Below are 24,003 nucleotides of genomic sequence, written 5' to 3'. Positions count from 1 at the left end.
GGAGGAATCAGGAACATTGTACTACAATTTTTACCATGGAAATATAATGAATGTAATGCCGGTACAGAGGGTGCTTCCGCATAGATAGAAACTACGTGATTTCGGTACCTTCCGCCCCTTTCCTTTCCGCGTAAGAACGTCCAGGCACCTCAGGAAAACCATACGAAGGTATCCTGGCCGTTCGTTTTTTTTAAAGAGGAAAACGAGCTATGCGGTTCCGAATCTAAAAAATCCCTTTTTTTACGTATGTTCAAACAGAGGACCGCTCTCTATTTGGCTGGGCACGTGGAGCGTTCGGTGGTGACGCCTGCGGGAACAACAAGAACTGAAGATCCACTGATAAGCACGACGTGACCATTCACGCGCAGCATGAGCAGATCTACGGGACCACAAGTAGTTTTTACTATTTAAAGAACCCTCCAATATGGAGGGCTCTTCCCAAGCAGCTTATTTGGTAACTTTGTTCTGTAGATCTTCCTTCGCTTCTGGTCCAACAGCAGCATCGCCGCCGAGAACAGTTACAGAAGAGATATCATGGGTATACACATACTTCGTTAAGTACGCATCCACTTCTTTCGGAAGATCATCAGGCTGAACGAGCAGAAGCATACCATCTTTACCTGTTACAAGCGGTGCAGATGCAAGAGCATCTGGATAGTTACGTCCGCTTGCAGCAAATAGGTTCGTTGCATTCGGCTCGAACTCTTCCAAAATGCTGACGAGCGTGCCATAACGGTTCGCACCGGACAGGCGCTCCACAGAAACGGCAACTTCTTTCGCCTGGTCAGCGACCTCATCAGAGATGACGCCTGTTCCACCAACCACATAAACGTCTTCGTTTTCAAGGACAGCCAGAGCTTCGTCGGATAGATCCTTGCCGTTTGTCAATACAATCGGCATGCCCTCGGCACCTGCGATGGAAGCGGCACTCAACGCATCCGCATAGTTTTTACCTGTCGCAAGGAATACACCATTTCCTTCAAAATCAAAGTCGTTCTGCAGTTTTTCTACGATCTCAAGGTTTGTGCTGTAACGAGTATCACCGGAAACACGCTCAATTTGATCAGAGGCAATGCTGATCGTATTCAACTGAGCGAAGACATCAGGAGAAACGACGCCTTCTCCACCGACAAGATAGACGTTTTCAGCACCAAGGCGCTCAATTTCTTTCAACGCTTCCTTGCTCAGCTTCCCATCTCTGTTTACTGGGATGACCGGCGCTTCTGCTGCAGAAGCCATTGGTCCAGCAGACAAGGCATCCGGGAAGTTATAAGCCGTCGTTACTACAACGGTATCCGCACCACCATCCGGGTAAAGGTCCTGGGAAATTTCAAGCGCTGTACCTTCACGCGTTTTACCGGAAAGGACATGGACGACGTCTGCATCCGTTGTAACTGGTACTAAGTCCAGCACTTCATCTGTATCGGCATCCACCATGTACAGACCAGCGTAGCCTTTGATCGGCTGTTCTGGAGTCGTGATGGAAAGAGGAACGTCTACAGTTTCACCGACGCCAAGTTTAGTAGCTTTAGCATCTGTAGTAACAGAACCTTCGCCTTTTTCATCAGAATCATAGGATAGAAGCTTCTCTTCGGTCATGTTCAGCGTGTAATCGACGGAAGCTGAACCCGTACCGAAGTAATCCACAGCAATCTGATAGTTTCCATCAGGAAGACCTGTTACAGTGAAAGCTTCATCATTGGAGCTGGAGGCACTGGATGCGACTTCATCTCCATCTTCGTTGAATAGGAACAGATCCAGATCAACCGGCTCAGCTGGAGCCACATCTACGCTCAAGGAGACATTGTTCTTGATTTCAACATCAATCAAATCTCCATCGTTCGGAATTTCGTCGACTTCCTGAGTGACTGTTCCTTCGATGGTTTTGTTAATAGGGCCGCTGAAGCCTATCGTTTCAAACTTCACGTTTGCCGCTTCTTTCATGTAGTTGGTAAAGGATACTTCTTTTTCGAAGGTTTCAGATGATCCGACTTTACCAAGATCGATGCTGCCCGGCTCACTGACAATATCCTGGGCGACAGCATCTAAGGTGTACTTGTTCATTTCTTTACCTTCTTGAGGAGCAATCGTTCCATAAACATGAACTTCCCATATGCCGGCCTTCGGAGATGGAACAACAACATCTTCGACATCAATGCCGTCGTAGCCGGCATATCCGACAAAATCATTCACCTGTGTGCCATCTGGATTAAACACAAGCATACGGACACGGCCTTGGAACTCTCCGCTTTCCTTCAGAGCGTTCAAGGAGAAGCGCAGTTCACTAACACCGGAATCAACGTCGAAGGTGTAGCCTTTTGTCTGGGAAGACTGCACTTCGTCTGTCGTTCTGAAGCGGTGTTTGTTTTCTTTCGTGAACTCATAGCCAGTGATGATCGTCTGGGCACTTCTGGCTTCGACATAAGGTGTAGAAGCATCATCAATGATTAAGTTCCCTGCGTTCACACCTGTTTCAAGCTTGGATGCATCATACTCGACATCGATATACTCATATTCGCCTGCACCGAGTTTGACTTCATCAACCGATGGTGTAAACCAGTCATGGGAGGCGGAAATACCAAGAGTCTTGGCTTGATCAGAAGTGTTTTCAATCAACACTTCCACGGTTTCTGGAATGTCCTTGTTACGCACATACAATCCAGGTCCGCCGGAAATTTTTTCACCGTGGAAGACGGTTACATCGACATTTTCCACTTCATTGACAAAATTATCTCTCATGTACTCGTAGGCAGCTGGAACATTGATCAGCCCCTGACCTTCCTGAGCACGGTTGTAACCGTCCAGTTTATCCGCTGTCTGCACGAGTGCTTCGCGGGCCAGTTCATAATCAAATGGCAGACGGTCTTTTTCTGCAGCTGATTTAAGCAATGCTACAGCCCCGGCTACATGCGGCGCGGACATACTCGTTCCTTGGAGGACATCATATGCATGGCCTTCTGGGAACTGGTGGACAGGCTGAGCTGCATACGCAGAACCAGGCGCTACGATATCCGGCTTCTGGTCTCCGGCTTCATTCGGTCCTACAGAGGAGAAGTACCAGAGGCCATCCCCTTTAAGCGGATTACCGTCTTCATCTTTACCGTAAGGGTAGGCACCGTATTCCTTCGCCCACATCTGCTCATCAATATGTGCACCAACAGAAATGACGCTGGCTACGTCCCCAGGTGAACCGACCGTATCAATTCCTGGTCCGCTGTTCCCTGCAGATGTAACAAAAACGATATCGTATTGATCGCTGAGCAGTGTCATCAACTCGCCGTAACTTCCGCCGCCATCATTCAAGTCCGGCAGAGAGCCAAGGCTTAAGTTGGCAACATCGACACCGTATCCACCTTTAGATTCAGGCAGGGCAGCGTCAATCATCGCGCGTTGAATACTCCACGTATAAGCTCCGCCTTCTTCTTTGAACACACGAAGACCGACAAGCTCAGCTTCCGGAGCTACACCTTCACCGGCTATCGCTCCTGTAGCGTTGGATTTCAGAGGTCCATTAGCTGCAGAAATTCCGGCAACGTGGGAACCGTGACCGTTGAAGTCTGTAAACAAGTTGACCTTCTTCACAGCATCGAATTCCTGAGTTTCATTGTTTAATAGTTTTTGCTCTTCCAAATTGTTCACACGGAAGTTGGCACCGGCTACATCATCCGTAGGGTCGATATCAAAAGTACCCGTTTCGCCTTCTTTGTAGGCTGTCTCATCTGTGAAGTCAGAATCAAAGTCTGTATCCACATAGACTTCATCCCCTGCTAGAAGGACAGGGAACCAGTCGCCGAAGGTTTCTCCAGACTCACCATCGCCATTAAGGTCGGCCTTGGCTTCGAACCAGGTTTCTCCGTAATACAACTTGTCATCGGGAGAGTCGATCCCCTCGGTCTTGAAAATGCCTTCGTAAATCGTGTCCCCTTCTTCAAACTCATCAAAGAATGGTACATCCCCTTCCGCCAGATAATTGGCGTTCTGACCCGTATATTCCTTGTAGCTGGAATAACGCTCCTCAGCGGCGTAAGGACGGTCTATGAATTCATTGGAAATCGTATAGTCTCTGACGTCTGTAATGTGGGAATCCCCATATTTTCTCGTTTCCTCAAATACTTCCTCAGAAGTTTCATCTGCATCTTCATCAACTTCCGGAAGATTTGTGAAAGATTCGTGTCCTGGGTCTGGACCAGAGTCGATGATTCCAATACGGACACCTTCACCGCTGAATTTATCGTGGAAACCATCAACGCCTGTAGATGGATGGGTCTCCACCTGATCCGGGTCAACAACTGCATCTTTATCCACCTGGTCCTGGCCGTCCGTATTCAATTCATCAGGATTGACCGGTGCAAGTTCAAGCTCCTGGTTCTCCCCAACAGTACGAACCGAATCAAGCTTTACGATATCCAGAATTTTATTGGTCGGAACTTCAGCCAGATAGCCGTAGTTTTTATGGTTTTGGATGACCTTGACACCCAGCTTCTCCAACTGTTTTGTCGCATCCGTTTTCCCGTCACCGATAATGACCAGTTCTTGTTTTGATTCTGAGCTGTTAGCGAGGGAAACGACTTCATCATAATTCATTAACGTATTAAAAGACTTCGCCGCTTTTGTTTCTGCCTGAACTCCTGTTGTTCCATATGTACCAATCCCTGCAAACGAAGACGCCACAATAGCCGCACTGGCTAACACCGATAATGCCTTCTTCTTCACATTCTTTTTATTTTTCTCAGCCACCAAAGTAAATGACCTCCCTATGATATTGGTCCAACAATGAGAATTTCTATGCCTCCTTTTTTTTCATAAATATTTCAAAATATTACAAATTAGATTGTACGTTATCCTCTGAATATCGTCAATGAATATTCGCTCAATTTAGAATATTTGAGACAAATAAAAAACCCGGTGATTTCACCGGGTTCAGCCATTCTTCCTATGAAAAATCATGCACATGAACGAGAAGTGTTAAATAAGGTGCGAAATGAATAGAGGCGTGGTTCCCTCTTCTTTTTGAAAACCAAGTTTTCCATAAAACTCCACCACGTCCGGATAGGCGATCAGCACCTTCGTCCGGTATGTTTTGTATCGATCCAGCATGTGGTCCATCATGACTTTCCCAATACCTCTGCCCTGGTACTCCGGGTCGATCAGCATGTAATGAAAATAAACGGTCAATACACCATCAGACAACGCATTCACTAAACCAATCAACCGTCTGCCGTCCCAAGCTGTCATCACGGAATGTGATCCTTGAATAGCTTGTAGCAGTTCATCAGGATAGCTGCCTGAATCCCATTCCACAGAGTGAAATAACATCTGTAGATCATCCCGGGTGATGTCCTCTGTCGTTGAAGCATAGGAAATTGCCATACAAAACCTCCTTTCCTTAAGATTTCTGAATCCCCTCTCGCACCTTTGTCCTATGAAAGACTCTGCAGAAGAAGCATATATCTCCATAGAGAAAACCGACTTTCTTCCTATTATTAATTACCGGTAAAAAATATCATCTATTTCCCACGCATGCTCTGGAGGTACAGGCTGGGTTCCTCCAATCAAGTAATAACTGGAACGTTCATCGAACCGCCGGATGCTTTCAGCTGTTACAGGTGCATACCTTTCGTTCGTCAAAATAACCGGGCTTCCCGTTTTCACGGCCAGAGGAGCAGCTGCCATCGCGTCTGGGAAGTTCTGTCCAGTTGTAAAATAGAGCGTACCGGCAGAAGGAGAGCCAAAGGTCTGATGCATCGCCTTATTCGTCTCATATCGGTTTTTCCCTGAAACCCTTAGTGGATTGGCATCGGGAAGCGCTGTAGCGACCTTTTCAGAAATTGGCTGGGTTCCTCCGACAATATAATTCTTGGTAATGCCTTCTTCTTCCATATATGCTTGGACAGCTTCTGGAATTTCACCCTGCTTCACATATAAAATCGGATACTGCTTTACTCCGCTGTACGCCGATGCCGATAAAGCATCAGGGAATTCCTGACCTGAAACAACGAATCCTTTATTTGTATCGTAAGGAATGGATTCGTTCACAGCTACAGCGGTCTCATACCTGTCCGCTCCCTTAATCCTGTGGACATCATAGCCGGATCTTTTAACATCGTCCGCCACTCCAGAAGGAACCGCCACTTCTCCTCCGATAATGATGACGTCGGTCGCGTCCAGCCGCTTCAATTCATCTTTAATCGACTGGGAGAGTTCACTCCGGCGTTCTAACAGAACAGGGCTGTCTAGATAAGAAGCAAGCGGTGATGCAGCCAGACTATCAGGAAAATCCTTTCCTGTAGCCAAAATCACGAATTTCCCTTGTTCTTTTTTTCCGTCAATGGTCAACGTCTCTTCCTGTAGAGCGTCCCATCCTTTTTCAGAAATGGCTGTCGACGTTTCAACGGATGTGGCTCCGGATATCCGCTGGTAATCCCGAACCTGGTCAAGCGTTTTCTTTGCGTCAATCATCCCCTCTCCCAGTTCATACGTACTGGAAACAGGTTCTGCTGCATTCACAATCAACCGCTGCACCTGCCCCGCCTTTAAAAAAGGAGCGTGGTTTTCAACTAATGCAGCAAGGCCACTCACATGACCGGAGGACATGCTTGTTCCTCCCATGCTCATATACCCATTTTCCAGGTAGGTACTAAAAAGGCCTGTTCCCGGAGTGATGACATCAACTTCAGGGCCATAATTGGAAAAAGAAGCTTTTTCTTTTTCTCCCAGATCATAACTTCCGACAGAAATTACCGGATCCAAAGCAGCCGGGTACAAGGCTTTTTCCCGATCATCATTCCCAGCGGCAGCCACGACGAGGACGCCTTCCTGTTCAGCAAATTCAACAGCATCGGCCAGTGCTGTCCGGTATACATACGTTCCAAGGCTTAAGTTGATGATATCTACGCCCTGTTCTACCGCATAATCAATACCTTCAATCACGTCGGACAAATTCCCGGACTTAGCCTCCATCACTTTTACGGGCATCATCTGCACATCTCCCGTGGATAAGGATGAAACGCCGAGGTTATTATTTGTAACCGCACCAATCAAACCGGCGACATGAGTTCCATGCCCAAAGGTATCTTCCGGTTTCTCTGATGGTTCGAGAATATTTGTCCCCTCGACTAATCTCCCCTGCAGGTCGGGATGCTTGAGACTCACTCCGGAATCAATGACCGCAACAACGGGATCCTTTCCTCTAACCTTTTCATAGGCCGACCAGGCTTCTTCGACATTCATAGCATCAAAAGTCTCTTTCTGATTAAGGTAATAAGGGTCGTGGGGGATTTCCCCCTGGGCATACACTTTTACATCTGTTTCGATGTATTCCACCTCAGGATCCTTCGACAGTTCCTTTTGTTTCTGAGCAACTTTTTCTTTATCAACTGGTACTACATCCACCGGGAAAGACTTTTCCCCTGACTGTGAGGTGACGTTATCTTTGTATTTTACGATCAGGTGAACCTGTTCTCCCTCCTCAGCATGGATCGCTGGAATCATTAAACTGAACATCACAAAGAAGGCTGCAGCAGCAATTATCGATCGTACGAAGTTCCCGTTCATATATGTACTCCTTTTTATGTAGTAGAGAATACGGGACTGGTTTTAGTCCGATGCCCGGATCCTCCTTTTAGTTTACATGGGGCTGCAGGTTTTTTAAATATTGACTTTATACCCGGCCTGAATGACCCTGACGTTTATCAAGCATAAAGAAAACGCTGGGAATGACCCTGACGTTTATCAAGCATAAAGAAAACGCTGGACCTGAGGCATCCAGCGCTTACGATTGAAATGGGAAGATCCCAAGTGTCTTTTTCGTTTTCATCCGTTCCGGTGGGTCTGTATAAACCATCTCTCCATCCAGGAGCACATGCGCATTCTCCATAAACTGGTACATCACATCAGATCCAAAAGTTTTTTGAATCTTATCATAGGCCTGCCTTAAGAAAGAGCCTTTTTTCTTATCATCCACAGCATGGGAAGCAACCACATGCGCCAGGTTATGACGGATCATCTGCAGCGCGAGCTTTTGGGATGGTTTTCCCTGTTTATTCGCTAAGCTAGCCGCTGAAATCTGAGTAACGGCACCATTTTTGACAAATTGGTACAACAGATCCGGCTGCTGCTGGAACACCTGATTCTGTTCTGGGTGCACGATGACAGGAATAAACCCTTCCATCTGCATGTCATACAGGACCTGCTTGGCATAATGTGGGATGTCCTTGTTAGAGAACACCACGTAAATGTATGGGGTCTTCTCATTCATCGGTATAATGTAACCATTTTTAAGATCATCGACAAGTTCACCGTAGATCTTCACTTCATGTCCTGGGAGGATATTCACCTCAATGCCTTGTTCAAACAGTTCCCTGTTTAACTCTTCACATTGGTTTTTCACTTCTCTTGGATTCCGCTCAGGTTGAAACCGCGGAGCGGCTACAATGGTTTCCACACCCTGTTCAGCAGCTTTTTGTGCCATCGCCAGGCTCCCGTGCATCGACTCAGGCCCCTCTCCTGTTCCAGGAAGGATTTTGCAGTTCAAATCAATCATACCTCTCACCTCTCTGCGTTTTATAGAAAAATCATTCTTTAAAGGAAACAAGTGGATAAAAAATAAAAGAAGCTGGAGGCTTCCAATATCGTTCATTATTGAGAACTATACCCAGTATAATATAGAAGAACCATTGTTATAAAGTGGTATATTCCTCCATTTTAAATCCTTTAGAAACTTTATAAGCCATTTATTGCTAATTAAGTTTCATTATCTTTATATTACTTAATATATCTTCTATTTTTGGTTTACAAAGGAATGTTTACCACATTATGACTCTCAAATAATTTCACATATATACATAATAAAGAACATTCACTCCCCTTTATCAGCTGTTGAACGACTTAAAAATACGGGGTGGATGTATAAGCGTAAAACAAGAATAGGAGGATAAACTTCTTTATAATAGATAACAGAGAAGTTCATATTGAAAGGAAAGTCATAGAATGAAACCAAAATGGAAACAACTCATCACCCTCATCCGCACCACCCAGCCCCCCAGGCTGTTATTCAGCATCGGAATAGGGCTCAGTCTGCTGACCACGATGGCAAGCCTCGCCATTCCCCTGCTCGCCAGCCGGCTGATCGATAACTTTGATGTAAGTCAGCTGAGTACAGCCGTCATCATCGGCATCATTGCTGCTTTCTTCATCCAGGCTCTGGCCGGCGGCGTCTCTGTTTATGTGCTGGCAAAAGTGGGGCAGCACATCATTGCTTCGCTTCGTGAGCGATTGTGGAAAAAACTGCTTGTGCTCCCCGTCAGCTATTATGATGAACATGAAACCGGGGATGCGGTCAGCCGGATGACCAACGATACGGGTGTCATAAAAAATCTGATTACCGAGCATTTCACCGGCTTTATTACAGGTGTGATTTCCGTCGTTGGCGCTATCATTATTTTGTTTTACCTGGACTGGCCTCTGACCCTTGTTATGTTTTCCATTATTCCGTTATCCCTGCTGTTTCTGATCCCTGTCGGACGGAAAATGGCCGAGATTTCACGGAACCTGCAGGCAGAGACCGCCGGCTTTTCCGCTCACCTCACTCGGGTGATTTCTGAAATCAGACTCGTGAAAGCATCCAACGCAGAAACGATGGAGTGGGACAACGGCCGGAGAGATATACGGAAGCTTTACCGTCTCGGCGTTCGTGAGGGTGTTATTCAGGCTCTGATGTCCCCTCTTGTGTCCTCCTTAATTATTGTCGTGCTTGTTTTGATTATCGGATTTGGCGGCATAAGAGTGAGTTCGGGAGCAATGACAGCTGGTGAACTGGCTGCCTTTTTCATCTACCTGTTTCAGATTATTATGCCGATCACCCAGATGGTCGTGTTTGTGACCCAGTTCCAGAAAACGATTGGGGCGACAGAGAAAGTGCTGACCATTCTTGAGCTGGATGAGGAAGAGCTGGAAAAAGGAACAGGAAACGTACCTGACCACCAGAACCTGGCTGTCCGTCATGTATCGTTTCACTACCAGCCGGATGAACCGATTTTAAAAGAGGTTTCCTTCACTGCTGAAAAAGGACAGGTCACCGCTGTTGTCGGTCCCAGTGGAAGTGGGAAAACGACCATGTTTTCATTGATTGAGCAATTTTACAAGCCAGCGTCCGGGCAAATCCTTTACGGAAGCGAACCGATCAGCCATTATGCACTAAAATCGTGGAGAAAAAAACTAGGCTATGTATCCCAGGACAGTCCGATTTATGCAGGGACCATTATGGAGAACCTCACCTATGGATTAGAGGACGAAGTGACACGGGAGAAAGTGATCCAGGCCGCTGAAATGGCTTATGCCCATCCTTTTATCAACGAACTCGCCAATGGATATGAAACAGAAGTCGGAGAGCGGGGAATTAAACTATCAGGAGGACAGCGGCAGCGGATCGCTATTGCACGCGCCCTGCTGAGAGATCCGGAGATTCTGATGCTTGATGAAGCCACCTCCAGCCTGGATAGTCAGTCAGAAGTTGTGGTTCAGCACGCGTTGAAGAATTTGATGAAGGGCCGGACAACGCTTGTCATTGCACACCGGTTATCGACCATTGTCGATGCCGATCGGATTGTTTTTTTGGAAAAAGGAGAGGTTACAGGTATAGGCAGTCATGATGAGCTCTTCGCCACTCATACACTCTATCAGGATTTTGCCCGCCATCAGCTGCGCATCGAAGGATAAACTTTTCCAGCGAGTATGCGGCATGTGACCATCCTGAAAAAACGCACAGACTTATTTCAGCACATATCCTATTTTCACGATAAAAAAGCGCCCCTGATAGGGACGCTTTTTTTATGATTGGTATCCCTGAATCTGTGAACGGACTTTATCCACTTCATCATCTGAAACCAGCAGATAATAGATGCCGTCTATTCTTGTACCACTTCCGGTCATCTGATAGGTTGTCATGTTTTTGCGGGCGCTGCCGTAATTCAACATCAGATCCTTCATAACTGTAAAGTCCATATTGGTCGTAACATTCCCACCAAGCACATCAAGCATGTCCCCGATTTTATTGACGGAGCCAAAGCTTGCTCCTTTTTCAATCACACCTTGGATGACTTCGCGCTGACGTTCGTTACGTCCAGCATCCCCTTGAGGATCCTCATATCTCATGCGGACGTACCCGAGGGTCTCTTCGCCGTTCAGATTCAGTTCTCCCTTTTTATAGTGGTAGCCGTTGCTCCCCTGCCAATCAAGGGAATTCTGGACAGTAATGCCGCCTACAGCATCGACCATTTCAGCAAGGCCTTCCATATTCATCCGAACATAATAATCCAGATCGATGTCGAGGAAATTCTCCACGGTCTGAATCGCCATATCCGTCCCGCCAAAAGCGTAGGCGTGGTTGATTTTATCCTGCTCTCCATTATGACTGGAGTCCCCGACCATCTCTGTCCGCGTATCTCTTGGAATACTGACAATCTGGCTTCGGTTATGATCCGGATCAAGAGAGAGCACCATTAAAGCGTCGGACCGACCGGAATCATTAGAGCGTTCATCTACTCCGAGCAGAAGGATATTCAACGGCTCTTTATCCCGGACTTTCTTTTCCGTCAACTCATGATCAATCGATGCGACCTCTTCATTCATTTTTTTATCGACCGTCGCTTTGGCACCATTATAGACCGTAAATAGATAAATCCCTCCAGCTGCGATAAGGATACTGACAAACAGCAGGGGAATCTTCCACCAACGGCCTCTCTTTTTCTTTTTCTCTTGTAAACGGCTCATTCTCGTTCCTCCAATTTTTTCAAGCAATCTATCAACCATTATATAAAAAATCTACCAATTATGACAATTGATTTTTGTATAAAACTTCCGCTTTCCACCGAAACTGACAGCTATAGGAGTTGATCTTATGGTGAAAAAAATGACGGTGATTCTTCTTCCCCTTCTATATATGGCTGTCATATGGCTGCAGTCCAGCTACCCGATTACAGTAGTGAAAGAGTGGATCCTGATATGGCTGTAACCTTAGGGGCATGTCTTGAAGCCATGCATTTGATAGAGTTCGCCCTGTTATATGGGTTGATCATCACAGCTTTGTGCGTTCATGGGAAATTGACCCAAGGGACAAGTGTCGCTGCCGGTATATTCAGCATGATGTACGGGGTCGTAGACGAGTGTCACCAATGGTTCACCCCCGGCCGGTCGTTTTCCGTGATCGACATCGCTAAAGACTGGACCGGTGTCCTTTTCATGATGGCCGTGGTCCACTGGAAGCTGCGGAAGTCCACGTTCCATAAAAAAAGACCGCGCAGGGAAGCGCGGTCCTCCTAGCATTCAGTTGATCCTTTTAGCGCCGTAATATTTAGGGGCCCAGTAGCTGTTGGAATGCATGTTCGTGACTCTCACACCATCCGATAACGTCACATGGACCACCTGGCCGTTCCCGATATATATTGCAGGGTTCAAGTAGCTGGCCTGAAAGAACACGATGTCCCCAGGCTGTAAATCTTCCTTCGCTACTTCTGTCCCAGTATTCCATTGGTCGTCCGCATAACGCGGCAGAGAAATCCCCGCTCCCTGCTGGAACGCGTATTGAACGAATCCTGCCGTATCAAACCCGTCCGGCGTGGTCCCTCCGGACTGATAAGAAACTTCTCCGATGAATTGGGTCGCTTCGGAAACGACCGGATGTTCTTTCGGAATCTGCAGACCGTCAAACCGTTTTACACCGGTGAACTTTTCCTGCCAGTACGATTCGCTCAAGTAGGAAATGGTCACCTGTTCTGAGCGGGAGGCGTGAATAAACTGCCCGTCTCCGACATAAATCCCGTTGTGAGAAATGCCTTCTCTGTACGTGTCACTGAAAAAGACGACGTCCCCCGGCTGGATATCAGCAAGGTCCACGTCTTCGCCTACCTGCCACTGCTGATCCGTGGAACGAGGCAGGAAGATCTGCCTGGCCTTTTCAAAAACATGCCGCGTGAAGGCGGAACAGTCAAAGCCTGTTTCCGGTGATTCACCCCCAAAGACATAAGGGACACCTAAGTATTTCAAGGCCTCTGCTACGAGATCATGATCTTCAGCGATTTGAGGACCTTCTGTAATTCTGCGGGCTTCCATAAAATTGCCGCTCCAATAGCTGCTTCCTTCAAATGCGGTCACTTCTACACCACTGGATAAGGTAGGGTGGACGATTTGATCACGGCCTACATAAATCGCGGCATGAGATGGAGCACTTCCATCCTTGCTGAAGAAGAGGACGTCACCTTCCTGGATTGATTCCCGGGACACTGGCTCTCCCATCCCAATCTGTTGGGACAACGTCCGAGGCATTTCAAAATTCAGCACACTCTGGATCACATACTGCACAAACCCCGAACTGTCAAAACCATCCGGCTGCTCTCCACCGTAGACATAAGGCGCGCCTACATGTGTTAAGGCCTCCACGGCAACCGGATGAGAAGCTGAAACAGAAGACCCGGCCGGTTCTTCATTCACCCGCACGGCTTTCGTATAACGGGAAGACCAATAGCTGCTGTTCTCATAATTGATGACTTCAATGCCTTTGGATGCTGAGGCGTGGATCATCGTTTGATTTCCCGCATAGATACCGACATGGGTCACACCGCTCGACTCATCTTTACTAAAGAAGAGCAGATCCCCTGATTGAAGCTCATTGTTCTGTACAGAAGCTCCGAACGCCGCCTGATCGCGGACGGTCCTCGGCAGATCTATGCCGGCCCCTTCCTGGTATACATACTGGCTGAACCCTGAGCTGTCGAATCCTTCGGCAGGAGATTCACCACCGTATTGATAAGGAACACCTACATGCTTCTCAGCTTCTTCCACAACGGACGTCAGAGCGGCATCCACAGGCTTTTCCTCCAACAATAAAACCGTACAAACCAGCAACGTCAACACTCCATAATAAAATCGTTTCACCATCACTTCTCCTCTGCTTTATAAATAAGCTCAAAAAAATAAGACTGCAGTCCTAATATCGGACGGCAGTCTTCATTTGTTTACATTATTCGCTGTCTTTCACCTGCCAGGCTCCATCACGGCGGTCATCTTTCCCGCCGTACATCGTGTTGTTGACCTTATCAACAACGAGCGCCTGCACTCCGCCGTAATAGAAAGCAGAGTCTTCCAGGTATACGGTATATCCTCGTTCTTCCAGTTCCTGCCTTACAGCAGGATCAAAATCTTCTTCTACGAATAGATTGTCATCCTCGATGTAAAAACGCGGAGCCGCAATCGCTTCTTCAATCGGTACATCGAACAGGAGATTACGGGTCAGCACCTGTGTCAGCACCTGCGGAATCCGTTTCCCTCCCGGTGTACCAATGCCGATTTTTTTCTCGTCACTCGTTAGAATCGTCGGTGAAGTAAAACTGCGCGGACGTTTACCCGGCTCCTTATCATTCGGTTTCAACCCGGTCAAACTGAAATTTCTCATCGTATCATTCAGGAAGATTCCAGCAACGTTCTTCCCGGATCCAAAGAAGTTACTCAAGGAGTGCGTCGCTGTCACCATCATGCCGTCTTTATCAACAATGACGAAGTGGGTCGTGTTATCATCATCTTCGATATCAGCAATCGAATCATCGACTTCGTAGTTCTCCGATAATTTATCCATGGAAATCGTAGAAGCCATTTCCTCGGAGTATTCCTTCGTCATGATCTTATCCGTTTCGATCTTATGGAAATCAGGGTCAGCGATTTCACTCAGGCGATCATCATAGGTCCGTTTAGAAATTTCACCGATCAAGTGGATGAAATCCGAAGAGGTTCCCTGTGAACTTTTAATATCAAGCATTTCAGCCATCTGCAGGGATTGAATGGTCGTTGCCCCTGCAAGAGGCGGCGGAGACGCATACACATCGAATCCGGCAAATTCCCCTTGGACCGGTTCGCTCTCGACAACTTCATAAGCGCCGAAGTCGCTGACTTCCACTCCGTTGACTTCTGCGGCAATCTGCTCCGCAATTTCACCAGAGTAAAGAACGGAAGACCCCTGCTCCTGGATTTTACGGAGCGTTTCGGCCAGTTCCGGTTGTTTCAGTGTCTGGTTCGGCTCAACCGGCTGCCCTTGTGGATAAAAGTTCTGAAGCTGACTCATATTCATTCGGTAAGCCGCTCCCTGCAGACGATCTGTCAAGTGCTTGTCCGTTGTAAAGCCTTCCTCTGCATAGGTGACAGCAGGGTCGATCAACTCGGCTATATCTGTCGTACCATAGTCTTCATGGATGGCTTCCATACCTTTGACAATGCCTGGAATAGCGAAATTGTACTGTGGATCGCCACCGGAAAGCGGTGCGATCTCTTTATAGTTATAACTTTTCGGGGTGTCTGCGTCACTTGGAAGAACCAGCATTTCGCCTCCGCCCCCGATTCCGGAGCCATACGGTTCTACAACACCAAGGGTATATGTAACCGCAACAGCTGCATCAACAGCATTTCCTCCATTTTCCAAAACTTCCATACCCACTTGAACGGCAAGCGGGTGTGTCGAACTGACCCCGAAGCCATTCGTCGTTTCAATCGGATCCGTCGTCTCCACTTCGTAATCCACTTCATCACTCTGAAACTTCCCTTGACTGTAGTACACAATACCAACGCCTACAACCACAATGATAAAGAGGGTAATAAACAACCCTTTATTCTCCATCCATCCCGACGCACCTTTCATCTTTTTAAATGATTGATTTAAGATTTATAGCTTTCGTAAATCTTTGGTCCTTTATGTCTCTATAACATTCCCCATGTAATTTTAGTATTTTCAGAACGATTTCTATTATATGATAAAAACTTTCAAACAACAAATGCTCTATGCTTTAGAAAAAGAGCACATTCCTAAGAATGTGCTCCAACATCATGATCCAAGCTTATACTTTTCATAGTACTGTTCGCGGTTCTGCTCCCAGTCGGTCAATGTCGTTTGATAGACCTGTTCACCGGAGTTGTTATAAACACGGACAATACTCCCATCACTTGTGACAGCATAATCATTTTCTACAGCGGCTTCCGTCTGAGGCTGCTCGGACTGGACACTCTCCATGCCGGCACTCGTTTCTGCTGATGCCGTCAACGGTTCTGTCTGCTCCTCAGCCGCTGCCTCCGCTTCCTGCTGGAATACATCAATTTGGTACGCCTCTGTAGCAGACAATGTTTCCAGCTGCTTATACTGCGTCATAAAAAACATAGCTCCGAACAACAAAACAAATGGAAACACCGATTTAACTACTTTCATCTTCATACGCACTCCTTTTTTAATGTAGAACGCCGGTATACAATTACTGGCTGTTATTTTTCTGCTCTAAAATGGAAGAATGATCGACTTCTATCGTTAATCTGCCGTTCTCCTCTGTGAAGTTTTCCTGTGGCTCTCCACGAGTCAACTGCAGAAAGATTTTCTTCTGATTATAAGGGTTGGTCGTCAAGGAAGGTCTCGCTTCCCTGATCCTCATAGGCAGGATTTCGAAGCGGCCTGTCCCATCATCCATCAAATGATAATTGACCAGAGCACTATCGCGCGTTCTGGACCATCCCTGGTCAAAAATAAAGTTTCCGAGACTGTAAAAGATTACAGAATCCTTATACACTTCCACCGGTGATAAGACGTGAGGGTGGTGGCCGATGATGACATCTGCTCCTGCATCCACAATCGCCTCGGCCAGTTTCCGCTGTCTCGGGTGCGGTTCGTTATCGTACTCGGCTCCCCAGTGGATATGGACAAAGACCATATCCGAGTTTTCACTCGCTTCCTGTACTAAAGGCAGGAATTGTTCCGGATCAGCATCTGCCACACCTGCACGGAACTGGAGGGCCTCGGAACCGGCTACAGGAACATCAGAAAACCCAAGAGTCGCAACGTTCAAACCGTTGATTTCCTGATAATCAATCTCCTGAGCTTCTTCGATGTTTTCCCCTGCACCCACATAAGGAAGTCCTGCTTCGTTAAGGGATGCTATGGTTTCCATCATCCCCTGCTCCCCGAAGTCCATGGTGTGGTTGTTGGCAAGATTGATGTTCGTGAAGTTCATCCTCGCCAGCGATTGAACAGGTGAAGCATCTGAACTTAAATGAATCGATTTTTCAAGCATCTGGTAATTCTCTTCATCCTGAAGAGTGACAGCATTCTCAAAGTTCCCCGTCACATAATCAGAACTCTGGAAGTACGGGGCCACATTTTCAAAAAGAAAGTCGGTCCCTTTATTCTCTGTAACCTCCAGCACGTGCCGCCCAAACATCATATCGCCTACGAATGTGGCACTGAACTCAGAATCTTCTCTGGATTCAGCTTCCGGGACAGGCTGGGTATAAAACATTTCAAATCCCGCAATAAACAGGAACGTAACAGCCAAAGCGATGAATACATGCTTTGAGGTCGCTTTTTTATCACGCTTAATTCTCTTCAGCAGTTTCTCTTTGAAATCTAATTGTTTAGACATGTGATATCCACCTTAAATCAGGTAATAAATGGTCATGATCAAGAAAGTCAGACCGCTGAGCAGCAATGTACTTGCTGTTGTGACAACCAAGCCCTGCTTCTGCATCGTATTAGCGATCAACCCTGGTACAATAACTCCGATGCCGCGGAATTCCATAATCTCAAATGGAACAACCGGATACAGGAAATCAAACAGCAGCTTGAGCACAATTCCCACACTCAGCATCGCCGCAAACTTTCTGCGTCCGTACAAAATCGTGAACTTCGAAACTCCAAACGTGACAATCACATACGTGAGCAAACTGATAAAAAAGACTACTGCAATAAAAATCGGCTGGTCAAAGACCAAAGCCAGATATCCGGGTACAACGAGACCTGCGGGCAGGACACCCGTTTTCTCAGCAAAAATCAAGCTTAAAATGATCCCTAATACAAGGGATATATATAAATCCGAACCAAACATTTCCTTCGTTTCCCCCTCGTCAGCTGACGCTTGTTTGAATCTTATAATCCTGCATTCGTTCAATCATCGGTTCTGCAGCTCCGTGAATGTTTCCAACTCCATAAATGACGCGGTCCGTGAACATCTCTGAAAGGACATCCATAATCTGATCCGTGGACTTCCCTTCCAAATCCAGCAGCGTTTCCACTTTGATCTTTCCTTCGTTAACCGCAGTGACGATCGGTTCGGTCGTTTCCCCGATTAACACAAGCGTATCAGTTGGAATGTAAGGAAGAACGTCACGGGCAAACTGTTCCGTACGATCCACACGGTCTTCCCGGCAGTTCATAACGACAATCGGATTCTTTGTCGGATATCCGAGGAACTCCACACGTTTCCATATATTAATCGTGGAAACGGCGTCATTCGCCGCAAAACCGTTCACGAAGTATGACGGTTTTTCTTGGTCTCCCATCGGGAGGATCCTCATGGCTCCCGGGTCCGGCTGAGCGTTCAGCATTCCTCTGTATGCTGTTTCCTCATCGATACCAAGGGCCTGAGCGACGCCTAAAGCTAACGAAGCGTTTTCAGGAAATACCATATATTCAAATTGCAGTAAAAACGAATCGGAAATTCGGCTGTTATCAGCCACAATCACCTCGGTGTTCCGTTTCGCTGCAATCTCTTTAAACTTTTCAACATAAGGACTTTCTGACACAATTAAGTGACCGTTGTATGGAATCGTTGCGGTAAAGGATTCAGCCACCTCTTCCAATGTCGGCCCCAGAACATCCATATGGTCTTCCAGGACGTTTACGATAACCCCGATATTGGCCTGAAGCATCTTTTCCTGGAATGTGATCTGGTAGTCGGGATTGACTGCCATGCACTCACTGACGAGGGCCTCTGCACCACGATCTACGGCTTCCTTCACAACCATTCTCTGCTCCCTGATGTTCGGACCTTCCGGACGCCGTTTGATCGGCTGTTCTTCCGGTGTATCCCAGAAAATCATCCGTGCAGAGGTTCCTGTTGTCTTTCCAATCGTTTTGTAACCCGCTTCTTTTACAATCCCCGTAACAAGACGTGTAACCGTGGATTTCCCACGTACCCCGTTGATGTTGACGCGTATCGGCAGAGCATCGATGTTCTTTTTATGGCGCTGCCATTCATAAATACCAGCAGCAAGAACGATGATCAGCACAATAGGGATCAGTAGCATATGAGCTCACTTCCTCTTAAACATATTTCTTCAATAGACTAGATAATTATAGAATAAGCCTCATCGTTCGACAATACTTTTATAATGGACAGCAGAAAATATAATAGTAGATTTACAACTTTTGTTCACAATAGTCCTATGTACCTAATCATAGAAGACACAACTCATAAACTACCAAAAACCTTCCATTTTGTAAACAGAAGGACACCATTCCATTAAAGATTCATTATTCTATCAATTCCCGACAGAAAAAAAGAACCTTACCCAATATAGGACAAGGTTCCTTATACTTCTTATTTTAACGCAGGCTTTCAAAGTAGGCATCCGACCATTGGAGCAATTGGAGGATGTCTTCTCTTTCCTCTTTAAAGGCATGATTCGGGTCTTTATACGCACCTTCAATCCGCTCGTTTGTTTGCATATTCAATATACGTGCATCGAAGCGGCTGTTCTGTGCAATATAGAAGGTTCCATTGTTCAAGAACGAGCTGGTTGGAACATAGTAACGCATACCGAGCAGGTTGTTCTCATAATGAAGCAGGTTATGTCCAAAGTACAGGGACTCCGGTTCCACGCCCAGCAGATTCAGGAGCGTCGGCATCATATCAATCTGTCCTCCGGTGTGATCGACCGTCCCTGTCAGCTCCTCCTCACCGGGGACACCTACAATAAACGGGATATTAAAACGGTTCAACAGGGAGTACCTCTCCCCTAAAAAGTCAGCAAGAAGATCCTGATCCTCGTCTTTAAGCAGTTTGCCGTGAAGGCCGGAGTGGTCGCCGTAGAGGGCAATGACTGACTCCTCCCAGAGGCCGCGGTCTTTCAAGTCCTGGAAGAACTCCCCAAGCGCCTGATCCGCATAGTGAACGGACTGGAGATAGTTCCCTGTTAAAGTTCCTTCATACTCAGATGGAAGATCCAGACCTTCTTTATCTGCGGGCATTTCAAACGGTGTATGGCTCGTCAGCGACAGCACATGGGCATAGAACTTGTCATACTCCTCGTCGATTTCATCAATCGCCCCCATCGAGCGGTGGTAAAACCAGCCATCCGATGGTCCGAAGCCCACCGTGTCTTTCTCCCCGTAAAACTTATCATCATAATAATCATCGAAACCAAGAGCCGGATAAAGCTCGTCCCTGTTCCAGTACTCCACCTCATCGGCATGCATGGTCACGTTATGATACGACTTTTCATCAAGCATTCTTGGCAGAGAAGGAAGTTCCATGCCGCCGACTTGATCGGTGGTCGCTTTTTTTCCTAATGGATAAAGTGACGTATTCATGAGGAACTCAGCGTCTGATGTATTGCCTGAACCGATCTGCTGATAGACATCGGTGAAATACATACTATCGTTCAGCCATTCATTAATGTTCGGTGTAATTTCCTGGCCATCGATCGATTCACCAATTACGAAGTCCTGCAGGGATTCAATCTGGACGACGATCAAGTTCCGATCTTCCGCCACCCCGAAGTAGTCATGCTCGCTCATCGGTGTATAAGAATTGCCTTTCAGCTCTTCTATTTTCTGCTGCGTGACATTCTGATCCTCACCGGAAAAAGCGAAGGCTTTTTCACTGTTCGTCTGGTCCTGGTAATACTGAACAAACTGCGTATTGAATAATCCGTTTTCTTTAGCAAAAAGAGCGCTGTCGAGAATGGGCTCTCCTTTATTCATTTGAAAATTGAAAATGGCAATCACAAGACCCGCAATAAGGAAGACAGACATAGCGAAATTGGACGTTTGTTTCGTTGGATACGTCCATGTCCTGCCCACAATCCAAATGACAACAAGCAGAAGCAGATCTGCGAGAAACAGAAAGTCTGTGCCATTGACGAGCAGCCACATGCTTTCATTCACACTGCCAACTTGATTAAGCTGGGATAGGTCATAGTATGTAGGAACGGTTCCGAAGTAACGCTCGTAAATCAACATCCCAATAAACAAAAGAGACAAAAACAAATCGAGAACAAGATAGGCAGCCGCTTTGCCCCGCTTAAAGACAAGCTCAATGAGAGCCATAAAAATCAAGATAAACGAAGCATCATACCAAATTCCTGCCCAAATACTCGTATCTTGAAGAAGCAGATAACGCAAAATTATAAACTTCAAGGAAATCATAATAAGAAAGTAAAAGAAATAACTGGTTAGTAAACGTTTTATCGAATCTTTCATATAAACACCTCTCTATTATTCTACCCAAATGTAAAGTTTATGTAAACTTCTTGTAAATAAGGTAGAATCATGCCGCTGCAACAGCATGGATTAAAAAGATGGTTGAACAAATCGTGCTACTCTTTATGATTTCCATATTTCCGCCAGCTTTTTTATATGAGCGGGCGTCGTTCTGCAGCAGCCACCGATAAGCCTTGCCCCATACTCGTACCAGATGCTGGACTGCTCATGAAAATCAAGACGGCTGGTGGATCCATGCCACGTTTTCGTTTCCGGATTATAATCTTCCCCTGAGTTTGGATAGACAATGAGCGGTTTGGTCGAATAGCGCCCCAGCTCTTGTAAAGCTTCAGCCGCATGCTCCAGCGTCGCACAGTTCACCCCGATCGCTGCCACCTGCCTGCTGCCCTCCAATGCTTCAGCCACCTCCTTGAGCGGAATTCCTTCACTGATGGATTGACCATCCTTTAATGTAAAGGAAATCCATGCAGAGGCAGACGGATACTCCTGAAAAATAGAACCAATCACCTTTGCTTCCTGTAGAGAAGGCAGCGTTTCAACCGCTAAAACGTCAGCACCGGCTTCAACAAGCGCCTGTATACGTGGTTGATGAAAATCATATAAAAGTTGATCCGTGACGCCGTAATGACCGGTATATTCCGAGCCATCCGCTAAATAAGCACCATAGGGTCCGACAGAAGCGGCTGTAAGCGGCCTCGGCCTCTCTGGATTCTCCTTCCACACTTCATCCCGTGCTTCACCGGCCAGGGTGACCGTTTTTCGAATAAGAGTGACCGCCTCTTCCTCTGATAACCCTCGTTTAGCGAAACCATCAATCGTCGCCTGATAACTGGCGGTGATACTGATGTCTGCTCCTGCCCTGTAGTAGGAGGCATGGACAGCTTTGATCGCTTCTGGTTTTTCCAATAACACTTTCGCGGACCATAAAGGATCATCAAGGTCACATCCGTAGGATTCCAGCTCTGTTGCCAGAGCTCCATCCAGAAGAACAACCGATTGTTTTTCCAGGAGTGCTTCAATGGGATTGGATCGATTTTGTTTGTTGGACATGCTTTATTCCCCTTTTCTTTTTCATAGATTCTCTCACATAATAAGCCGCATAGCAGAAGGCGATGAATGGAACTCCGCAGTACAAGGCGATCCGCTGTGCCGGATCAAAAGCGATGCCGATGCAGGAGGCCAGGCATAGAAGGAATGCCGTAATCGGAACCACCGGGTACCACGGAGCTTTGTAGGATAAGTCACCATCCTCTCCTCCTGCACGCCGGTGGGCCCGACGGAAAAGGAAGTGCGAAGCGCTGATGCTCATCCAGACGACCACAACCGCCAGCCCTGAGATCGATACCAGAACGATATAAACCGTATCCGGGGCAATGACACTGGAAAGCAGTGCCAGACCGCCGCCAAGCATACTGAAGATGATCGCTGTCAAAGGAACTCCCTTTTTTGTCAGCTTCGCAAACACCGGTGAGATGGTTTCCTTGTCCGCGAGTGACCACAGCATCCGGGCTGATGCGTATAATCCGGAGTTGGCCGCGGAAAGGATAGCGGTTAATATAACAAAGTTCATGACATCAGCCGCATAAGGGATACCGATACGGTCAAGGACAGCGACAAACGGACTTTCCACAACTCCCGCCGCTTCACTGGGAAGGAAGATGGATAGAATGACAATCGTTCCAATGAAGAAAATGATCAGCCGTGCCACTGTTGTCCGGATTGCCGTCGGTATGTTTTTGGCTGGATCCTTCGTTTCCCCTGCGGCAATCCCGATCAATTCTGTACCGGAAAAAGCAAAATTGACCGCAAGCATCGTCATGAAAATGGCTGTTATTCCATTTGGGAACAAGCCTTCACTCGTAAGATTTGAAAAGAATGGCGCCGGTTCTGCCCCCGACATCTGCATCCACCCAAAGGCGGCCCCAAATCCGATGATGATAAAAAGGACAATGGCTGCCACTTTGACAGAGGAAAACCAAAATTCTGCCTCAGCAAAAAACTTTACGCTGAAGGCATTCAATCCAAAAATAAGAACGGCAAACAACGCACTCCAAATCCACACACTTACATCGGGAAACCATCGCTGCATCAAGAGTCCGGCAGCAGTGAATTCTGACCCAAGAGCTACCGTCCACGTCAGCCAGTACAGCCATGCTACGGTAAAGCCTGTCCCCGGCCCTATGTAGTTATGAGCGTATGTATGAAAAGCCCCTGTTTCAGGGTTATGAACGGCCAGCTCCCCTAAACAGAGCATAACCAGATACACGACCAAAGCACCAATCAAATAGGCTAGGATTGTCCCGAACGGGCCGGCCTGCTGGATGGTGTACCCTGAGCTTAAAAACAGTCCCGTGCCGATAACTCCTCCCAGTGAAAGCATCAACAGGTGTCTCGTCTTCATTTCTCTTTTAAACTGATATTCCATTCGTCTCCCCCCCTGTTATGGTGGGCAAACAATTAAAAAACGCACCCATGAATGAGTGCGTCAACTGACAAATAATAGATGGAAGTCTCTTATCGATCAGGATTGTTCACCCGCTGGAATTAGCACAGTATCTCAAAGACCTGCTGCTGAGGCTTCCAAGGGCCAGTCCCTCCACCTCTCTGGATAAGATATTTTTTTATTACTCTACTAGTCTCAACCATAATTGTCAATTTATTTTCAATATTCTTTCCTTCCTATCATCCAAATGAAAAGCCCC

16 protein-coding genes and 1 riboswitch are annotated in these 24,003 nt (G+C 46.9%); of the genes, 2 read left to right on the top strand and 14 right to left on the bottom strand.

All coding sequences use genetic code 11. From position 1 onward, the window contains the following. Positions 1–447: 447 nt before the first annotated feature. The 4 genes from H615_RS22805 to H615_RS0109595 form a co-directional block, all read right to left on the bottom strand. Positions 448–4,737: a cell wall-binding repeat-containing protein gene (locus tag H615_RS22805; protein WP_156896474.1), complete on the bottom strand. Its 4,290-nt coding sequence runs from the start codon at positions 4,735–4,737 to the stop codon at positions 448–450. A gap of 228 nt (positions 4,738–4,965) precedes the next feature. Then, positions 4,966–5,370 (bottom strand): GNAT family N-acetyltransferase, encoded by a 405-nt coding sequence (locus tag H615_RS0109605; protein ID WP_027954944.1) that lies wholly within the window; start codon positions 5,368–5,370, stop codon positions 4,966–4,968. Between the two features lie 117 nt (positions 5,371–5,487). Then, entirely contained in the window at positions 5,488–7,554 is a 2,067-nt protein-coding gene (locus H615_RS21815) for a S8 family serine peptidase (protein WP_051254655.1), read from the bottom strand. Positions 7,555–7,771: 217 nt separating this feature from the next. Then, complete coding sequence (locus H615_RS0109595; RefSeq protein WP_027954943.1) at positions 7,772–8,542, bottom strand: tyrosine-protein phosphatase; 771 nt, start codon at positions 8,540–8,542, stop codon at positions 7,772–7,774. 446 nt (positions 8,543–8,988) lie between these two features. Here H615_RS0109595 and H615_RS0109590 point away from each other — a divergent pair, with 446 nt between their 5' ends. Beyond that, positions 8,989–10,716, top strand: a complete 1,728-nt coding sequence (locus tag H615_RS0109590; RefSeq protein WP_027954942.1) for an ABC transporter ATP-binding protein — start codon at positions 8,989–8,991, stop codon at positions 10,714–10,716. A 111-nt stretch (positions 10,717–10,827) separates the two neighbouring features. Here H615_RS0109590 and H615_RS0109585 read toward each other — a convergent pair whose 3' ends face one another. Then, positions 10,828–11,769: an LCP family glycopolymer transferase gene (locus H615_RS0109585; protein WP_035531799.1), complete on the bottom strand. Its 942-nt coding sequence runs from the start codon at positions 11,767–11,769 to the stop codon at positions 10,828–10,830. Positions 11,770–12,000: 231 nt separating this feature from the next. Here H615_RS0109585 and H615_RS21175 point away from each other — a divergent pair, with 231 nt between their 5' ends. Then, the gene (locus tag H615_RS21175; RefSeq protein WP_051254654.1) at positions 12,001–12,318 is read left to right on the top strand and encodes a VanZ family protein; all 318 of its coding nucleotides are present in this window, start codon (positions 12,001–12,003) and stop codon (positions 12,316–12,318) included. Between the two features lie 3 nt (positions 12,319–12,321). Here the strand turns inward: H615_RS21175 and H615_RS0109575 are convergent, their stop codons facing one another. The 9 genes from H615_RS0109575 to mmuP all read right to left on the bottom strand — a co-directional run bounded on the left by H615_RS0109575 (position 12,322) and on the right by mmuP (position 23,726). Then, the gene (locus H615_RS0109575) at positions 12,322–13,929 is read right to left on the bottom strand and encodes a C40 family peptidase (RefSeq protein ID WP_169516194.1); all 1,608 of its coding nucleotides are present in this window, start codon (positions 13,927–13,929) and stop codon (positions 12,322–12,324) included. An 85-nt stretch (positions 13,930–14,014) separates the two neighbouring features. After that, a complete protein-coding gene (locus tag H615_RS0109570) occupies positions 14,015–15,658 on the bottom strand; it encodes a gamma-glutamyltransferase family protein (protein WP_027954939.1) in 1,644 nt (547 codons plus the stop codon). 204 nt (positions 15,659–15,862) lie between these two features. Continuing rightward, a complete protein-coding gene (locus H615_RS0109565) occupies positions 15,863–16,240 on the bottom strand; it encodes a hypothetical protein (RefSeq protein ID WP_156896473.1) in 378 nt (125 codons plus the stop codon). 43 nt (positions 16,241–16,283) lie between these two features. Next, positions 16,284–17,441, bottom strand: a complete 1,158-nt coding sequence (locus tag H615_RS0109560) for a CapA family protein (RefSeq protein ID WP_027954937.1) — start codon at positions 17,439–17,441, stop codon at positions 16,284–16,286. 12 nt (positions 17,442–17,453) lie between these two features. Beyond that, on the bottom strand, positions 17,454–17,903 hold the full coding sequence (gene pgsC / locus H615_RS0109555) for a poly-gamma-glutamate biosynthesis protein PgsC (protein WP_027954936.1): 450 nt from the start codon (positions 17,901–17,903) through the stop codon (positions 17,454–17,456). A 19-nt stretch (positions 17,904–17,922) separates the two neighbouring features. Continuing rightward, a complete protein-coding gene (gene pgsB / locus H615_RS0109550; protein ID WP_027954935.1) occupies positions 17,923–19,104 on the bottom strand; it encodes a poly-gamma-glutamate synthase PgsB in 1,182 nt (393 codons plus the stop codon). Positions 19,105–19,402: 298 nt separating this feature from the next. Next, complete coding sequence (locus H615_RS0109545; protein WP_027954934.1) at positions 19,403–21,280, bottom strand: LTA synthase family protein; 1,878 nt, start codon at positions 21,278–21,280, stop codon at positions 19,403–19,405. A gap of 123 nt (positions 21,281–21,403) precedes the next feature. Next, a complete protein-coding gene (gene mmuM / locus H615_RS0109540; protein WP_035531797.1) occupies positions 21,404–22,351 on the bottom strand; it encodes a homocysteine S-methyltransferase in 948 nt (315 codons plus the stop codon). Next, positions 22,317–23,726, bottom strand: coding sequence for an S-methylmethionine permease (gene mmuP / locus H615_RS0109535; RefSeq protein ID WP_027954932.1), 1,410 nt, complete (start codon positions 23,724–23,726; stop codon positions 22,317–22,319). The genes mmuM and mmuP overlap by 35 nt, the downstream gene beginning before the upstream one ends. An 86-nt stretch (positions 23,727–23,812) precedes the next feature. Continuing rightward, positions 23,813–23,916: riboswitch (SAM riboswitch) on the bottom strand. Between the last annotated feature and the right edge of the window lie 87 nt (positions 23,917–24,003).

It is taken from the genome of Halobacillus kuroshimensis DSM 18393 (genome assembly GCF_000425705.1).
GTDB classification, from domain to species: domain Bacteria; phylum Bacillota; class Bacilli; order Bacillales; family Halobacillaceae; genus Halobacillus; species Halobacillus kuroshimensis.
The sequence above is the reverse complement of the archived record's forward strand: the minus strand, read 5'-3'. Positions and strand labels throughout refer to the sequence as shown.

Excerpts from the sequence above, each read along its gene's own strand:
- H615_RS0109605 (WP_027954944.1), bottom strand. The coding sequence starts at position 5,370 with ATGGCAATTTCCTATGCTTCAACGACAGAGGACATCACCCGGGATGAT.
- H615_RS21815 (WP_051254655.1), bottom strand. The coding sequence starts at position 7,554 with ATGAACGGGAACTTCGTACGATCGATAATTGCTGCTGCAGCCTTCTTT.
- H615_RS0109595 (WP_027954943.1), bottom strand. The coding sequence starts at position 8,542 with ATGATTGATTTGAACTGCAAAATCCTTCCTGGAACAGGAGAGGGGCCT.
- H615_RS0109590 (WP_027954942.1), top strand. The coding sequence starts at position 8,989 with ATGAAACCAAAATGGAAACAACTCATCACCCTCATCCGCACCACCCAG.
- H615_RS0109585 (WP_035531799.1), bottom strand. The coding sequence starts at position 11,769 with ATGAGCCGTTTACAAGAGAAAAAGAAAAAGAGAGGCCGTTGGTGGAAG.
- H615_RS21175 (WP_051254654.1), top strand. The coding sequence starts at position 12,001 with ATGGCTGTAACCTTAGGGGCATGTCTTGAAGCCATGCATTTGATAGAG.
- H615_RS0109570 (WP_027954939.1), bottom strand. The coding sequence starts at position 15,658 with ATGGAGAATAAAGGGTTGTTTATTACCCTCTTTATCATTGTGGTTGTA.
- H615_RS0109565 (WP_156896473.1), bottom strand. The coding sequence starts at position 16,240 with ATGAAAGTAGTTAAATCGGTGTTTCCATTTGTTTTGTTGTTCGGAGCT.
- H615_RS0109560 (WP_027954937.1), bottom strand. The coding sequence starts at position 17,441 with ATGTCTAAACAATTAGATTTCAAAGAGAAACTGCTGAAGAGAATTAAG.
- pgsC (WP_027954936.1), bottom strand. The coding sequence starts at position 17,903 with ATGTTTGGTTCGGATTTATATATATCCCTTGTATTAGGGATCATTTTA.
- pgsB (WP_027954935.1), bottom strand. The coding sequence starts at position 19,104 with ATGCTACTGATCCCTATTGTGCTGATCATCGTTCTTGCTGCTGGTATT.
- H615_RS0109545 (WP_027954934.1), bottom strand. The coding sequence starts at position 21,280 with ATGAAAGATTCGATAAAACGTTTACTAACCAGTTATTTCTTTTACTTT.
- mmuM (WP_035531797.1), bottom strand. The coding sequence starts at position 22,351 with ATGTCCAACAAACAAAATCGATCCAATCCCATTGAAGCACTCCTGGAA.
- mmuP (WP_027954932.1), bottom strand. The coding sequence starts at position 23,726 with ATGGAATATCAGTTTAAAAGAGAAATGAAGACGAGACACCTGTTGATG.